The sequence below is a fragment of the Roseateles sp. T103 genome (assembly GCF_057219915.1).
This window is the reverse complement of sequence record NZ_JBXVVS010000001.1, coordinates 820,221-835,605: the sequence shown is the minus strand read 5'-3', so window position 1 is coordinate 835,605 and position 15,385 is coordinate 820,221. Positions and strand designations below refer to the sequence as shown.

The window sequence follows — 15,385 nt, the reverse complement described above, 5'->3', positions numbered from 1 at the left end:
CTTGGGCTCAGACCGAGGCCGAGCGCTGCACCGGCTGCGCGGCCGGATGCATGTGCAGATTGGAGGATGCGGCGTCGCCGGCCGGCGGTGCCGCCGGGCGCACGCCCGACAGCGCAGCCAGCACCTGGTCGCGCGGCCCGTCCATCACCAGCCGGCCCGAATCCATCACCACGATGCGCGAGACCAGCTCCAGCACCGCCGGTCGGTGCGTGACGACGACCAGCGTCACGTCACCAGCGGCGTCGCGCAGCTGGCGCAGGAAGGCCACCTCGGACTGCGCGTCCATCGAGCTGGTCGGCTCGTCCATCAGCAGGATCTGCGGCTTGGTGACCAGCGCGCGGGCCAGTGCCACCAGCTGGCGCTGGCCGCCGGAAAGCAGGCTGCCCATCTCGCCGACCGGCAGATCCCAGCCCAGCGGATGGGCGGCGATGACGCGATCCAGCCCAGTCAGGCGCGCCACTTCGACCAGGCGCGCGGCATCGATCTGGCTGCGCCCCATCAGCACGTTGTCGCGCAGCGTGCCATGGAAAAGGCGCGGGTCCTGCGAGACGAAGCCGACGCGGGCACGGAACTCGGCCGGGTCGATCTGGCGCAGGTCGATGCCGTCGACCTCGACCATGCCCTCGGTTGGCTGGTAGAGGCCCGCCAGCAGGCGCAGCACGGTGGACTTGCCGCTGCCGATGCGGCCCAGCACGGCGACGCGTTCGCCCGCCTTCAGCTTGAGATTGACGCCGCGTAGCACCTTGGGCGCATTGCCCTGCTCGTTCACCGGATAGGAGAAGCCCACGTCGTGCAGGCCGACGCTGCCGGTCAGCGCCGGCAGCGGCACGTAGTTGCGATGGGCCTCGCGCTCGGTGGGCTTGGACATCAGCTCGTTGAGCGAGATCATCGCGGCGCGCGCGCCCTGGTAGCGCGCTGCCAGGCTGACGATGCTGCCCAAGGGCGCGATCGCGCGGCTGGCGAACATCACCGCGCCGATCAGCGCGCCGGAGCTGATGATGCCGTCGTGTATCAGATAGACGCCCCAGATCAGCATCACGATGGTGATCGCCTGCTGCAGCGTCATCGTGAGGTTGTTGCTGAAGCTGTGCAGCGCGCGGGTGCGCATGCTGGACTCCACCGCCACCGCGTTGCTGGTCTCGTAGCGGTGCAGGAAGCGGCCCTCGGCGCCCGAGGTCTTCAGGTCTTCCAGGCCTTCGATGGCTTCCACCAGCGTGCCGTGCAGGTCGGCCGTCTCGGCCAGGTTGGTGCGCACCGCGCGTCGCATGTGACCCTGGATGGCCCAGCTGATGCCGAGGATCAGCGGAATGGCCAGCACCATCACCCAGCCCAGCGGCCCGCCGATGACGAAGATCATCGCGACGAAAAGCACGATGAAGGGCAGATCGGTCAGTACCGAGACGCTGGCCGAGGCGAAGAAGTCGCGCACCATCTCCAGCTGGCCGATGACATGCGAATGCGAGCCCGCCGAGGCCGGCTTGTGCTCCATGCGCACGCCCAGCGTCTGACGGAACAGCTTGGCTCCGACGATCAGGTCGGTCTTGCGCCCCGCGATATCGATCAGGTGCGCGCGCAGATGGCGGGCGAACAGATCGAAGGTCAGTGCCAGTGCTGCACCAATCGCCAGCGTCCACAGCGTGACGAAGCTCTGGTTCGGGATGACCTTGTCGTAGATCACCGAGGTGATCACGCCGGTGGCCAGCATCAGCACATTGCTGAGCAGCGCCGCGACCATGGACGCGCGGTAGTAGGGGACGAAGCGTTTGAGCGTGCCCCACAGCCAATGCTCGCCGCCGACGAGCAGGTGTGCGTCGGCGCGCTTGCCGGCCTGCGAGGTCTCGGGCAGGCTGGCCAGCAGCATGAAGCCGCTGTACTCGGCGTTCAGCTCCTCGGCGCCGGCAGTACAGACATTGGCGTCCGCGCCCGGAAAGACCACCTCGTACTGCGGGCTCTGCCCGGCTGCGGCCGGCTCCAGCCGGCGCACCAGCACGCAGGCATCGCCGCCGTTGAGCAGCAGCACCGCCGGCAGCAGCAAGGGGCTGACTTCCTCGATGCGCTTGCGCACCAGGCCGGCGTTGTAGCCGGCCTCGCGCATCAGGCGCAGAGCCTGATCGGGGCCCAGCACGCCATCGGCCGGACCGCCGGCGCGCAATGACTCAGCCGAGCGCGCGCGGCCATGGTGACGGGTCAGCCAGACCAGGGCCTGCAGCAGCGGATCGCCCAGATCCTGCGCGGCGGCCTGGGCTTCCCAGTCCTCGCCAGCTGCGCCCTGCTCCAGCTCGGGCGCGACTGTGCCGCCGTCGGCAGCCAGATACAGGCTGGGCTGTCCGGGCTTGCGGCTGCTGTTCGGGCCGTCGAAGAAGGGGTCGTGTCGCTGGGTCACCGTGGTCCTTCAGCTGTGCTCAGGCCTGGCCGCGCCGGGCCAGCGCCAGGGCTTCGAACTTGTCCTCGAGTTCGCGCACGAAGCCGGGGATGTCGAACAGTCTGGACTCGCGGCCGTGCTCCTGCAAGAAGCGCTTGTAGGAGGCGGCGCGCGCCGGGTTGCGGCCGATCTGCACGGCGCGTTTCTCATACTCTTCCAGCGACTCGGTGATCAGGTCGGGCAGGCCCACATGCGTGAGCAGGCTGCCGGCCATGCGCGAGATATAGCTGCGACCCGAACGCGTCAGGATGGGCGCGCCGGCCCACAGGCAGTCGCTCGCCGTGGTGCCGGCGTTGAAGGGGAAGGTGTCCAGCACCAGATCGGCCAGCGCGAAGCGGGCGATGTATTCGGGCGGCGCCACGCGCGGCGCGAAGATCAGCCGCTGTTCGGCGATGCCGTGCTCGGCGGCGACGCGCAGCATATTGGCCTTGGACCATTCGTTGTCCGCCAGCAGCCACAGCACGCTGTTGTCGACCTGCTGCAGGATGCGCATCCAGCAGCGGTACATCTCTTCGGTGAACTTGTGGTTGTTGTTGAAGGACGCGAACACGAAGGCGTCCTCGGGCAACTGGTACTGCGCGCGTGTCGGCGTGGGCGCCACCGCGCGCTTGCGGTCGCTGATCTGGTAGCTGTGGTTTTCCAGGTAGATCGGCTTCTCGGTGCAGTACGGCAGGTACTCGGGCGGCATCGCATAGCGGTCGGCGATGATCCACTCGACACCGGGGATCGCCGAGGTCGCCGGCAGGCCCAGGTAGCTGACCTGCACGGGTGCAGGTCGGTAGGCCAGGATGTTGGGGCGTGCGCCGCTGGTCAGACCCTGCAGGTCCACCAGCACATCGATGCCCTCTTCGGCAATCAGCCGCGCCGCAGCCTCGTCAGCGAGGCTCTTGATGCGATGGTGCTTGTCCATGCCAGCCAGGATGCGCGCGCGCTGCGCGGTGCCGTCGTCGCGACTCCAGCAGAAGGCATGGACCTCGAAGCGGCTGCGGTCGTGCAGCTCGAAGAGCTCCGGCGTCAGCAGGCCCACCGCGTGCATGCACAGGTCGCCGGACAGATAGCCGATCTTCACGCGCCCTGCGCGCTTGCCCTTGGCGTGGCGCTGGTGGAACGGCGCTTCCTTGTACTTGACCACCTTCTCCAGCACGAAGCGCTGCGAAGTCATCAGTTGCAGGACGGGATCGTCGCTGACGTTGAGCATCGCCAGCAGCGAGGTGCTGGTCAGCAGCTGGTTGTGCGTGACCTCGCCCACCGGCTGGTAGACCGGCCAGTCGCACTGCTTCTGGCGGATATGCACATAGTGCTGCAGCACGTCGCTCTGCTCGGCCTTCAGCTCCAGGCTGCGGCGCATCAGCGCCTGGCTCTCGGCGAAGCGCTTCTCCTGCTCGAGCAGGCGCGCCATATTGTTCAGCGCATGCAGGCGCAGCTCCACCGGATCGGAACCTACCGCGTCCAGCGGCAGCGTCAGGTCGGCGACGCTGCGCCATTCGGCCAGCGCCTCTGCGATCTTGCCCAGGTGCTCGAGCTGATGGCCCAGGTTCAGTCGCGCCTGCGTGAAGTCGGGCTTCAGCGCCAGCGCCTGGCGATAGACCGTCTCGGCCTCGGCATGACGCAGCAGACCGCCCAGCAGGGTGCCCAGGTTGTAGCAGGCGATGGGCCGGTAGGCCAGGTTGACGCCCTTGGCCGAGGCAATCCAGGCCTGGTAGAGCAGCACCGCCGCCTCGCTGGCGCCCTTGGCCTGCAATTCATTAGCCAGGCCCATCAGGTCGCCCAGGCCAAGGCTGCCGGCACGCGCAGCGGCGAGCAGGCCCTCCCACTGCTGCGCAAGCGCTGCAGGGATGCTCAAGGTCTGAGGGCTGGGTTGCGACATGTCCATGACGAAAGCGGCCAAGACGGCACGAAGCTGTGGCTGCCACCATGGTAGTGGGGGGATGGCTGCCCCGGCCCTCGATTAGACCGGTGATTTGCCGGCAAATCGCAGGCTGCGCGGCGGCGGTGGCGCGTGCATCGGGCGTTCCGCCCCGGGCCGTGTCAGATGTCACGGCGGGGTGGCGGACTTGTGCGGGAAACCCAGCCCTTTTCTTCGCTAAGGACTGGGCTCGGCCTGCCGAAAATCAATGGGTGAGGGTTGGGCATGGCCCGCAGGCAGTACATCTGGCCGCGCGACCCTGGACTGCAAAGAAGATCGACAAGTCAAGCCATGCTGAACACGATCCTGACCCGTTGGCGGCGCCAGCCAGCTGCGCCGCGGCAGGATGCCGCCGCAAGCACCATGCCCAGCGGAACGTCGCCCCTTGGCCAGCAGCGCGGCAGCGATTCCTCGCTGCTGCAGAGCCTGCTGCGCTGGCTGCCGGGCGAGGCCGATCCCTGGGGCGCCGGCAGCAAGCCGGCGACGACACCTGTGCCGAGGGTGCGCGAGGACTTCCTGGCCTGCCTGGAAGGTCTGGCCGGTGTGGACGACCTCCAGCGCAGCATCGCCACGGCGCAGAGCATGCGCGAGTTCTGGCATCTGCGCGGCCGGCTCTACACCGCCATCGCCCGCGCATACAGCCAGGCGGAAGCCGAAGCCCGTCTGGCCTCACTCGCGAGCTACTTCCGCCATTACGGCAGTGCGGGTGCGCCGGCACGCCGTGGCCACTGAGTCCGGACGCCGCGCGCGATACGCACCGACACGACATCGGCAGCGACACCGATGCCGGGCGCTCCACGGCAGGGCAGAATGCCAGGCCAAGACGCCATGAATATTGTCATCCTCGACGACTACCAGGACGCGGTGCGCAAGTTGCACTGCGCATCCAAGCTCGACGCGCTCAACGCCAAGGTCTACACCAACACGGTCAAGGGCATAGGCCAGCTCGCGGTGCGGCTGCGCGATGCCGAAGTGCTGGTGCTGATCCGTGAGCGCACCCATTTCCCACGCCAGCTGCTGGACAAGCTGCCCAGGCTGAAGCTGATCGCGCAGACCGGCCGTGTCGGCCCGCATATCGATGTCGAGGCCTGCACACGGCTGGGCATTGCGGTGGCCGAAGGCGTAGGCTCGCCGGTCGCGCCGGCCGAGTTGACCTGGGCGCTGATCATGGCGGCGATGCGCCGGCTGCCGCAATACATCGGCAATCTGAAACATGGCGCCTGGCAGCAAGCCGGCCTCAAGTCCGGGTCGATGCCGCCGAACTTCGGCGTCGGTATGGTGCTGCGCGGCAAGACCCTGGGCATCTGGGGCTACGGCAAGATCGGCAGGCTGGTCGCTGGCTACGGGCGCGCCTTCGGCATGACCGTGCAGGTTTGGGGCAGCGAGGCCTCGCGCCTGGCCGCGCAGAGCGATGGCTACGAGGCGGCCGAGAGCCGCGAGGCCTTTTTCGCGAGCAGCGATGTGCTCAGCCTGCATCTGCGCCTGACCGAGGCCACGCGCGGCCTGGTGGGGGCGGAGGATCTGGCCCGCATGAAGCCGACGGCCCTGCTGGTCAACACCTCCCGTGCCGAACTGGTCGCCGACAGCGCGCTGGTTTCTGCGCTCAACCGCGGCCGCCCCGGCATGGCCGCGGTGGACGTGTTCGAGAGCGAGCCCATCCTGCAGGGCCACCCGCTGCTGCGCCTGGAGAACGCGGTGTGCACGCCGCATATCGGCTATGTGGAGCAGGACAGCTACGAGCTCTACTTCAACGCTGCCTTCGACAACATCCTGGCCTTCATCGCCGGCAAGCCGACCAACATCGTCAATCCGGAAGCGCTGAAGGTGCTGCGGTGAGCGCCGCAGGCCTCACGCCGCGCGCCCCCGCGAAGCCGTCCGATCTGTTCTGGGCCTTCTCGCGCCTGGCGCTGCAGGGCTTCGGTGGCGTCATCGCGGTGGCGCAGCGCGAGCTGGTCGAACGCCTGGGCTGGATGAGCCGCGAGGACTTCGTCGACGCCTTGGGCGCCGCGCAGGTGCTGCCCGGCCCCAATGTGATGAACCTGGCGCTGATGATCGGCGACCGCTTCTTCGGCTGGCGCGGTGCGGTGGCGGCCTTCCTGGGCATGATGCTGTTTCCCGCCATCATCGTGCTCGCCTTGGCCGCGCTGGCCGGCCATTATCTGGAGCTGCCCCAGGTGGCCGGCGCGCTGCGCGGCATGGGGGCGGTCTCGGCGGGCCTGATCGTCGCCACCGCCGTCAAGTTGCTGCCGGCGATGAGGAGCAGTCCGCTAGGGCTGCCAACGGCACTGTTGATCGCCGTGGCGGCGTTCCTGGCCATCGCCATCGCGCGGCTGCCACTGGTGTGGGCCGTGCTCGGCCTGGGCGGCCTGGGCATGGCACTGGCGGCCTATCGGCTTCGCGAAACGCAGCCGCCGGAGAAACGCTCTTGAACGCCGCAGCCCCAGCCATGCTGAGCATGGCCGACTTGTTCGACATGTTCCTGCGCTTCCTGAGCCTGTCGCTGCTGTCGATCGGCGGCGCGATCAGCACCGCGCCGGAGATGCACCGCTATCTGGTGGTCGAGAAGGGCTGGCTCACGGACACCCAGTTCACCAGCTCGATCGCGCTGGCACAAGCCGCGCCAGGACCCAACATCCTCTTCGTCGCCGTGCTGGGCTGGAACACCGCCGGCTGGGCCGGCACGCTGGCAGCGATGCTGGGCATCATGCTGCCCTCGACGACCCTGGTGATGGCGGCCACGCGCTGGGCCGAGGCCAACCGCGACAGCCTGGCGGTGCGCAGCTTCACTTCCGGCATGGCGCCGCTGACGCTGGGGCTGCTCTCGGCCACCGGCTGGCTGCTCGCCCTGCCCTATGTGGCCGACCCGGCCCACCGCTGGACCACGCTGGCGCTGATGGGCATCACGGTGCTGGTGGTGATGCGCAGCAAACTCAGCCTGCTGTGGCTGGTGGCGGGCGGTGGCGTGCTGGGAGCGCTGGGGCTGGTCTGACCGGGCTGAAGCGGACTTCGCAGAGAGGGGAGCTTCTCAGCCCTCTTTCGTTCCGAATATCTTGTCGCCCGCGTCGCCGAGGCCCGGGATGATGTAGCCGTTCTCGTTGAGATGGCTGTCGATCGCGGCGGTCCAGCAGCGCACCTCGGGGTGGGCCTGGTCCAGCGCCGCCACGCCTTCCGGCGCGGCCACCAGCACCAGCGCGCGGATGTCCTTGCAGCCGCGCGCCTTCAGCAGATCGATGGTGGCGATCATCGAGCCGGCGGTGGCCAGCATCGGGTCGATGATCAGCGCGGTGCGCTCGCCCAGGTGTCCGACGAACTTGTCGAAGTAGTTCACCGGCTTGAGCGTCTCGTGATCGCGAGCCAGGCCGACCACGCTGACCTTCGCGTTGGGCATCATGTCCAGCACGCCGTCCAGCATGCCCAGACCGGCGCGCAAGATGGGCACCACGGTGACCTTGCGGCCGGCGATCTGGTCGACCTCGGTGGGGCCGCTCCAGCAGTCGATGACCGTCTTCTCCAGCGGGAAGTCCGCGGTGGCCTCATAGGCCAGCAGGCGTGCCACCTCGCCGGTGAGCTCGCGGAACTTCTTGGTAGAGATATCGGCCTCGCGCATCAGGCCGATCTTGTGCTTGACGAGGGGGTGCTTGACTTCGATGACAGCCATGATGAGGCGCCGGGTGGCAAACGGTTGCTGGGGTGAGACCGATTATCCGCGCTGGCGCAGCGCTTCATAGAGACAGACGCCGGCGGCCACCGAGACGTTCAAGCTCTCCACCGCGCCCTTCATCGGAATGCGCACCAGTTCGTCGCAGGTCTTGGCGGTGAGCTGGCGCATGCCCGCGCCTTCTGCACCCAGCACCAGGGCCACCGGGCCCTTGAGATCGAGGTCGTAGATGGACTTCTCGGCCTGGTCGGAGGTGCCGACCACCCAGATATTACGTTCCTTCAGCTCGTTCAGCGTGCGTGCCAGATTGGTCACCATCAGATAGGGCACCGTCTCGGCCGCGCCGCTGGCCACCTTGGCCACGGTGGCGTTCAGGCCGACCGCATGGTCCTTGGGCGCGACCACCGCGTGCGCGCCGGCGCCATCGGCCACACGCAGACAGGCGCCAAGGTTGTGCGGATCGGTCACGCCGTCGAGCACCAGCAGCAGCGGCTTGTCACCCGAGGCTTCGACGCCGTCGAGCACATCGTCCAGCGAATGCAGTTGCGCCACGGCCTGCACGCGCGCCACCACGCCCTGGTGGCGGTGCGTGCCGCACAGCGCCTTGAGGCGATCGTCGTCGCTGTCGACCAGCTTGGCGCCGGCCTCCTTGGCCCGCTCGACGAACTGGCGCATGCGCTGGTCGCGCCGCGTGGTGTCGACATGGATCTCGACGATGGAGGATGGCGCGGTCTTCAGCCGCACGGTGACGGCATGGAAGCCGAAGAGGATCTTGGGGGCGCTGCTCATGCCCCGATTGTCGCCCGGACCAGCAGGAGCAGGCCGATCAACACCGGCTGATGAAGCATGTAGAAGCTCAGCGACCAGCGGCCCAGCACGGCCAACGGCTGCGCCGCTGCCGGCAACGCCCCCTGTAGGACATGCGATCGCCGCTGCAGCAGCCAGCGTCCCAGCGCAAAGCCCCACAGCATCACGCCCAGCCAGGGCAGCACCGGCACGTAGTCCTCGGTGATCGGCTTGCGTGTCACCAGGCCCAGCCAGTTGGTCCAGCGCGTATCGAAGACTGGATGCGCCAGCCACTGCGGCGCCAGCAGAGCCCCCAGCCCCAGCAGCGCCAGCGCCCAGCCGGGCAGCCGCGGCGCGATCAGGCGCACGACGATCAGCATCACCGCCATGCCATGCAGCACGCCGAAGCTGATGAAGCTGCGCGGGAACATCAGCCAGGACCCCAGGCTGACCAGCAGCGCACAGCCGGCCACCTGGGCCCAGCGCCGCCAGAAGCGCGGCCAGCTCTGCCCCTGCGCCACTGCCACCGCCTGCCCCATGCCGGCGCAGAGCAGGAAGAGGCTGACGATGCAGGTCCGCTGCGTGGTCCAGAAGGGGTCGCGGTAGAAGTCCGCTTCGATGAAGCGGAAATAGGCCAGGTCGAAGTAGAAATGGAACACCGCCATCCAGACGATGGCCGCGCCACGCAGCGCGTCGAGACGGTCGAAGCGGCCCGCCACCCGCGCCGACGGCGTGGGGTCAGGTCGTGCCGGGTCGCTGTTCTTTCCTATCATGGCGGGCCGAAGTCTAGGCGACTTGAAGAGCGCAACGGGCTTCCTCATCTGCGCAGCACCATGTCCACTTCAATCCAGCGCCCCGGCTCGACACGCCCCGCGACCATCCGCCTGCATGCCCTAGTCGTGCTCGTTCTCGCCAGCGCGCTTGGGCTGGTCCCGGCCTGGGCCAAGGGCAGCAACCCTGCCGCCCAGCCTCGCGCGGTGCAGCCCCGAGGACCCCTGCTGCCGGCGGAGCAGACGCATATCGACGTCTTCCGCCGCATCTCACCCTCGGTGGTACACATCACCACGCTGGCCCTGCAGCGCGACATCTTCTCGCTCAATGTCAGCGAGGTGCCGCGCGGCACCGGTACTGGCTTTGTCTGGGACGAGGCAGGCCACATCGTGACCAACTTCCACGTCATCCAGGGTGCGAATGCCGCCAAGGTGACGCTGGCCGACCAGAGCAGCTACGACGCCGAGCTGGTCGGCGCCTTCGAGGACCGCGACCTGGCGGTGCTGCGCATCAAGGCGCCGCGCGACAAGCTGCCGCCGATCCCGCTGGGCTCGAGCCGCGACTTGCTGGTCGGCCAGCAGGTCTATGCGATCGGCAACCCCTTCGGCCTGGACCTGACGCTGACCACCGGCATCGTCTCGGCGCTGGGCCGCGAGATCGAGTCGATGAACCGCCGCAAGATCCGCGGTGCGATCCAGACCGATGCGGCGATCAACCCCGGCAACTCGGGCGGCCCGCTGCTCGATTCCGCCGGCCGGCTGATCGGCGTGAACACTTCGATCTACAGCCCCAGCGGCGCCAGCGCCGGCATCGGCTTTGCGATCCCCGCCGATGAGGTGAATCGCGTGGTGCCGCGCCTGATCCGCGACGGCCGCTTCATCCGCCCTGCGCTGGGCATCAGCGCCGGCCCGCAGCAGCTGCAGCAGGCGCTGCGCCTGCCAAAGGGCGTGGTGCTGGTCGATGTGATGCGCGGCGGGCCGGCCGAGCGCGCCGGCCTGCAGCCCTTCCGCCGCGGCCGCGACGGCCGCATCGTGCAGGGCGACGTGATCACCGCCGTCAACGGCCAGGCGATCGACGATATGGACGATCTGCTCAACGCGCTGGAGTCGCGGCAGATCGGTGAGCGCATTACGTTGACGGTGTGGAATGCGGGAAAGCAGCGGCAGGTGGGCGTGGAGCTGGTGAGGTCGTCGGAGTAGTCCTGACGTTTGGAAGGGCGGCGCGAGGAGCGACGCGGCGGGCTTGCTTTGCTCCATGTCCCCCGGACCCGCGAGGCGGGTCCTCCTCCTTTACTTGCGCAAAGCAAGCCCGCCGCATCGCTCCGTACGCCACTGTGGCACGCCACCCATCGCAAGCTCGCACCGTGCCGGCAGCGGTGGGCTGGGGCGATTTGCGTAGCTTAAGGAGGAGCCAACCGAAGGGCGGCGGGGGAGACGGAGCAAATCGACCCAGCCCGGCGCTGCCCCGCTCCAACGCAGCCCAGCAAGCGCGGACAAACGCCGACGGCGCACAAAACTAAAATTGACTCTATGAGCGCCTCGCCCAAACACCTCGAACTGCTGGCCCCGGCCAAGAACGCCGATATCGGCATCCAGGCCGTCAACCATGGCGCCGATGCCGTCTACATCGGCGGCCCATCCTTCGGCGCGCGCCACAACGCCGGCAACGAGGTGGCCGACATCGAGCGCCTGGTCAAGCATGCGCATCGCTATGGCGCGCGCATCTTCGTCACGCTGAACACCATCCTGCGCGACGACGAGCTGGAAGGCGCGCGCCGCATGGCCTGGCAGGTCTACGAAGCAGGCGCGGATGCACTGATCGTGCAGGACATGGGCCTGCTGGAGATCGATCTGCCGCCGATCCAGTTGCATGCCAGCACCCAATGCGACATCCGCACGCCGGAGAAGGCGCGCTTCCTGCAGGACGCCGGCTTCTCGCAAGTGGTGGTGGCGCGCGAGCTGACGCTGCCGCAGATCCGCGACGTGGCGCAGCAGCTTGACCGCGCGGTGCTGGAGTTCTTCGTGCACGGCGCGCTGTGCGTGGCCTACAGCGGCCAGTGCTACATCAGCCATGCCCACACCGGCCGCAGCGCCAACCGCGGCGACTGCTCGCAGGCCTGCCGCCTGCCCTATGAGGTGATCGACGGCCAGGGCCGCATCGTCGCGCACCAGAAGCATGTGCTGTCGATGAAGGACAACGACCAGAGCGCCAATCTGCGCGCCCTGGTCGACGCCGGCGTGCGCAGTTTCAAGATCGAGGGCCGCTACAAGGACATGGCCTATGTGAAGAACATCACCGGCCATTACCGCCGGCTGATCGACGAGCTGCTGGAAGAGCGCCCCAACCTCTCGCGCGCGTCCAGCGGCACGACCAAGCTCTTCTTCACCCCCGACCCCGAGCGCAGCTTCAACCGCGGCGCGACCGACTACTTCGTCAACGGCCGCAAGGACGACATCGGCGCCTTCGACACGCCCAAGCACGCCGGCCTGCCGCTGGGCTGGGTGACGAAGACCGCGGCCGACCACTTCGAGCTGGAGCTGCACGACGGCGTCGGCGCGCTGAACAACGGCGATGCCCTCACCTACTTCGACCTGCAGAAGGAGCTGATCGGTCTGCGCGTCAACGTGGCCGAAGCGCTGGGCGGCAGCCGCTGGCGTGCCTGGCCCAACGAGGCCATGGAGACGCTGAAAGACCTGCGCAAGGGGGCCGAGCTCTCGCGCAACCGCGACATGGCCTGGGACCGGCTGATCGACAGCGAGCGCACGGCAGAGCGCCGCATCGCGGTGGACCTGATGCTGATGGAGACGCCCGACGGCCTGGCCCTGCAGCTGCAGGACGAAGACGGCCATGCCGCCTATGTGGAGCTGGCGCACGAGCGCCAGGCTGCGCGCGACGCGGCCAAGGCCGAGGCAGCCGCGCGCGAGGCGATGGCCAAGCTGGGCAACACCATCTTCGCCCCGCGCGAGATCAGCCTGCAGCCGCTGGGCTCAGGCGAGGAAGGCCTGGGCTTCTGGCCGGCCTCACTGCTCAATGCGCTGCGCCGCGACGGCATCGCTGCACTTGAGCAGGCGCGCGCCGATGCGCTGGGCCGCCTGCCGCGCGCCACTCCGCTGGAGCCGCTGGCGCCCTATCCGGAAGACAGCCTGTCCTACCTGGCCAATGTCTACAACCAGCAGGCGGCGGCCTTCTATGCCAAGCATGGCGTGAAAGTCATCGCCCCCGCCTACGAAAGCCACGAAGAGCTCGGCGAGGTCAGCCTGATGATCACCAAGCACTGCGTGCGCTTTTCGCTCTCGCTGTGCCCCAAGCAGGCCAAGGGCGTGACCGGCGTGCAGGGCACGGTACGTGCCGAGCCGCTGCAGCTGATCAACGGCAAGGAAAAGCTCACGCTGCGCTTCGACTGCAAACCCTGCGAGATGCACGTGGTCGGCAAGATGAAGAAGAGCGTGCTGAACGAGGCGAAGGCAGTGCCGATGCAGTTCTATCGCTCGCGGCCGACGGCCGGTCAGGCCGGCTGACGACGCAACGTCAGAGCAGCGACCGCTTCAGGCGCGCGCCGCGCCGCGCAGCTTGACCAGCAGTTCGCGAGTGGCAAGCTCGGCCGCCGAAGCGGGCTCCAGCGCATGCCGACACAGCCCGGCATGGTCGTAATGGAGGTTCTCGTACAACTCGGCCAGCGCCGGCATCACGCCAAGCAGCGCGTCGAGCGCCGGGCCGGGTTCGGCCACGGCCAGCAGGGCCTGGGACTTCAGCGCTACCTCGCGGTATTGCGCAGCGCTGGCGGTGCTGCGGGGCATGCGCTCCAGGCGTTCGAGCAGCAGCCCCATCGCGGCCAGCGGCTGAAGGCTGGCCGGCACTTGAATGGTGGTGACGGCGGATTGGCTCATGCCATCACAGATGAGGGCGGCGGCCCGGGCTTCAAGTGCCCAGGCCGCACCCGCGCCATCTAATGGCGGCTGACCATCAATGGCCCTGGTGCTTCTCCTGCGAGCGACGCACCGTTTCCTCCAGCTTGCGCCTCATCGCATCGAAGGCGTCGCGCAGCGCGACATAGGCATCTTCGTTCTGCACGCGATCGACATTCAGTTCATGCCCCGGGAACGTCAGGTCGATGCGCACGGCGTAAGGATGGCCCTGGTGCTTGTGGCGATGCTCGGCGTCGATGGTGATGCGGCACGAGGTCAGGTCGGCACAGAACTGCTCCAGCTTTGCAGCCTTTTCACGGGCGGCGGTCTCCAGCGCTTCCGAGGCGTCCATGCCGAGAAAACGGATCTCCAGGGGCTTCTTCATGATGGGTCTTTTCTAGGTTCGTTCAGTCTTCGTTCGGATCGGTCTGGCGCCAGAGCACTGGGCCTCGGCGCTGCGGCATCATCGCTCACCGCCCTGCCACGATGAACCCTCGGGGACCTTTGCGCCTTGATACGTCTCAAGGAATCCGGGCAGTGCGGCGATGGCCCCACAGCCGCGGCCTGCGCAGGGCCTCGCTAGACTCGGCGCATGCCCCAAGCCGACACCCTGAGTTCTCTTCCCCCGCTGTCGATTCTCGACCTCTCGCCGATCGTCGAAGGTTCCGACACTGCCACCGCACTGCGCAACAGCCTGCAGCTCGCCCAGCGCGCCGAACAGCTGGGCTACGCCCGCTACTGGGTGGCCGAGCACCACAATATGGACGGCGTGGCGAGCTCTGCCACCGCCGTGCTGATCGGCCAGATCGCCGCAGTCACCCAGACCCTCACCGTGGGCTCCGGCGGCATCATGCTGCCCAACCATGCGCCGCTGACCGTGGCCGAGGCCTTCGGCACGCTGGCCACGCTCTACCCCGGCCGCATCGAGCTGGGCCTGGGCCGCGCGCCCGGCACCGACCAGGCCACGATGCGTGCGCTGCGCCGCCATCTGAGCAGCGCCGCCGAGGACCGCTTTCCCGAGGACGTGCTGGAGCTGCAGACCTACTTCAGCGCCAAGCCCGAGGGCTGGCAAGGCGTGCGTGCGATCCCCGGCCAGGGCACCGAGGTGCCGATCTGGATCCTCGGTTCCAGCCTCTATGGCGCGCAGCTGGCCGCCTATCTGGGCCTGCCCTATTCCTTCGCCTCGCATTTCGCGCCCGATCTGCTGATGCAGGCGCTGGAGGTCTATCGCGCCCAGTACCGGCCCACGGAGCGCCACCCGAAGCCGCGTGCGATGGTGGGCATCAACGTGATCGTGGCCGACAGCGATGCCGAGGCGCAGCGCCTCTTCACCTCGCTGCAGCAGCGCTTCCTGGGCATGGTGCGCGGCCGGCGCGGACCGCTGCCGCCACCGGTTGACGATATGGAGCCGCTGTGGAGCCCGGCTGAGAAGGCCCAGGTGCAGCGCATGCTGGCCGAGAGCGTGGTCGGCTCGCCGGTGACGGTGCGCGCGGGCTTGCGCGCGGCGGCGGAGCGCACCGGGGCGGACGAGTTCATCGTCGCCAGCGCGGTGCATGATTTTTCGGCGCGGCTGCGGTCGTACGAGTTGCTCGCCGAATTGGTTCGGTAGCTCGCTGGGTACTGCGTCGACTGAGTGTGGGGCAGGCGGTCCGGGCAGGCGTTCTCCGGGTCACGCTCGCGGGGCAAGACCGAGCCCTGCCACCCTGACCTCGTCAACATGCACCTGGCTGGGCACGAGTCAGGACACCGCGAATGGCCCCTGCGCCCGCCTGCCCGAACCACCTACCCCCGCACCACCGGTGGCATGCCCTGCTTCGCATGACGCGGCGCGTCGCGGGGTGGTGGTGCTGGCCGGATGCGCAGGGGCCATTCGCGGTGTCCTGGCTCACGGCAAGGGCGGGCTCGTGTTGACGAGGCAGTGATCGATACACGCAGTG

Annotated in this window: 14 protein-coding genes; 7 read left to right on the top strand and 7 right to left on the bottom strand. The window is 68.2% G+C overall.

The annotated features are described in order from the left end of the window. Window positions 1-7: 7 nt before the first annotated feature. Together AC2EBS_RS03675 and AC2EBS_RS03670 are read right to left on the bottom strand one after the other, a co-directional pair. Window positions 8-2,383, bottom strand: a complete 2,376-nt coding sequence (locus AC2EBS_RS03675; RefSeq protein ID WP_484727019.1) for a type I secretion system permease/ATPase — start codon at window positions 2,381-2,383, stop codon at window positions 8-10. A 19-nt stretch (window positions 2,384-2,402) separates the two neighbouring features. Continuing rightward, window positions 2,403-4,265, bottom strand: a complete 1,863-nt coding sequence (locus AC2EBS_RS03670) for an O-linked N-acetylglucosamine transferase, SPINDLY family protein (protein ID WP_484727018.1) — start codon at window positions 4,263-4,265, stop codon at window positions 2,403-2,405. A 354-nt stretch (window positions 4,266-4,619) separates the two neighbouring features. On the opposite strand from AC2EBS_RS03670, the gene AC2EBS_RS03665 reads away from it, so the two are divergent. From AC2EBS_RS03665 to AC2EBS_RS03650, 4 genes are all read left to right on the top strand, one after another. After that, window positions 4,620-5,060, top strand: coding sequence for a hypothetical protein (locus tag AC2EBS_RS03665; RefSeq protein WP_484727017.1), 441 nt, complete (start codon window positions 4,620-4,622; stop codon window positions 5,058-5,060). A 96-nt stretch (window positions 5,061-5,156) separates the two neighbouring features. Further along, window positions 5,157-6,164 (top strand): D-2-hydroxyacid dehydrogenase family protein, encoded by a 1,008-nt coding sequence (locus AC2EBS_RS03660; RefSeq protein WP_484727016.1) that lies wholly within the window; start codon window positions 5,157-5,159, stop codon window positions 6,162-6,164. Further along, window positions 6,161-6,757, top strand: a complete 597-nt coding sequence (locus tag AC2EBS_RS03655) for a chromate transporter (RefSeq protein WP_484727015.1) — start codon at window positions 6,161-6,163, stop codon at window positions 6,755-6,757. The genes AC2EBS_RS03660 and AC2EBS_RS03655 overlap by 4 nt, the downstream gene beginning before the upstream one ends. 17 nt (window positions 6,758-6,774) lie before the next feature. Continuing rightward, the gene (locus AC2EBS_RS03650) at window positions 6,775-7,317 is read left to right on the top strand and encodes a chromate transporter (RefSeq protein ID WP_484727014.1); all 543 of its coding nucleotides are present in this window, start codon (window positions 6,775-6,777) and stop codon (window positions 7,315-7,317) included. Window positions 7,318-7,353: 36 nt separating this feature from the next. Here the strand turns inward: AC2EBS_RS03650 and upp are convergent, their stop codons facing one another. From upp to AC2EBS_RS03635, 3 genes are read right to left on the bottom strand one after another with little or no spacing between them, the layout of a single operon-like run. After that, window positions 7,354-7,986: a uracil phosphoribosyltransferase gene (upp, locus tag AC2EBS_RS03645; RefSeq protein ID WP_484727013.1), complete on the bottom strand. Its 633-nt coding sequence runs from the start codon at window positions 7,984-7,986 to the stop codon at window positions 7,354-7,356. A 42-nt stretch (window positions 7,987-8,028) separates the two neighbouring features. Continuing rightward, window positions 8,029-8,775 (bottom strand): 23S rRNA (guanosine(2251)-2'-O)-methyltransferase RlmB, encoded by a 747-nt coding sequence (gene rlmB, locus AC2EBS_RS03640; protein ID WP_484727012.1) that lies wholly within the window; start codon window positions 8,773-8,775, stop codon window positions 8,029-8,031. Then, window positions 8,772-9,545 (bottom strand): acetyltransferase domain-containing protein, encoded by a 774-nt coding sequence (locus AC2EBS_RS03635; protein ID WP_484727011.1) that lies wholly within the window; start codon window positions 9,543-9,545, stop codon window positions 8,772-8,774. Before AC2EBS_RS03635 ends, rlmB begins: the two co-directional genes overlap by 4 nt. A gap of 60 nt (window positions 9,546-9,605) precedes the next feature. Here AC2EBS_RS03635 and AC2EBS_RS03630 point away from each other — a divergent pair, with 60 nt between their 5' ends. Both AC2EBS_RS03630 and AC2EBS_RS03625 read left to right on the top strand, forming a co-directional pair. Beyond that, on the top strand, window positions 9,606-10,742 hold the full coding sequence (locus AC2EBS_RS03630; protein ID WP_484727010.1) for a S1C family serine protease: 1,137 nt from the start codon (window positions 9,606-9,608) through the stop codon (window positions 10,740-10,742). Between the two features lie 330 nt (window positions 10,743-11,072). Next, complete coding sequence (locus AC2EBS_RS03625; protein ID WP_484727009.1) at window positions 11,073-13,061, top strand: peptidase U32 family protein; 1,989 nt, start codon at window positions 11,073-11,075, stop codon at window positions 13,059-13,061. Between the two features lie 27 nt (window positions 13,062-13,088). Here AC2EBS_RS03625 and AC2EBS_RS03620 read toward each other — a convergent pair whose 3' ends face one another. Both AC2EBS_RS03620 and AC2EBS_RS03615 read right to left on the bottom strand, forming a co-directional pair. Next, window positions 13,089-13,430, bottom strand: coding sequence for a hypothetical protein (locus AC2EBS_RS03620; protein WP_484727008.1), 342 nt, complete (start codon window positions 13,428-13,430; stop codon window positions 13,089-13,091). Window positions 13,431-13,506: 76 nt separating this feature from the next. Further along, entirely contained in the window at window positions 13,507-13,833 is a 327-nt protein-coding gene (locus AC2EBS_RS03615) for an HPF/RaiA family ribosome-associated protein (RefSeq protein ID WP_484727007.1), read from the bottom strand. Between the two features lie 207 nt (window positions 13,834-14,040). On the opposite strand from AC2EBS_RS03615, the gene AC2EBS_RS03610 reads away from it, so the two are divergent. Beyond that, window positions 14,041-15,057 (top strand): LLM class flavin-dependent oxidoreductase, encoded by a 1,017-nt coding sequence (locus AC2EBS_RS03610; protein ID WP_484727006.1) that lies wholly within the window; start codon window positions 14,041-14,043, stop codon window positions 15,055-15,057. The last annotated feature ends 328 nt before the right edge of the window (window positions 15,058-15,385 follow it).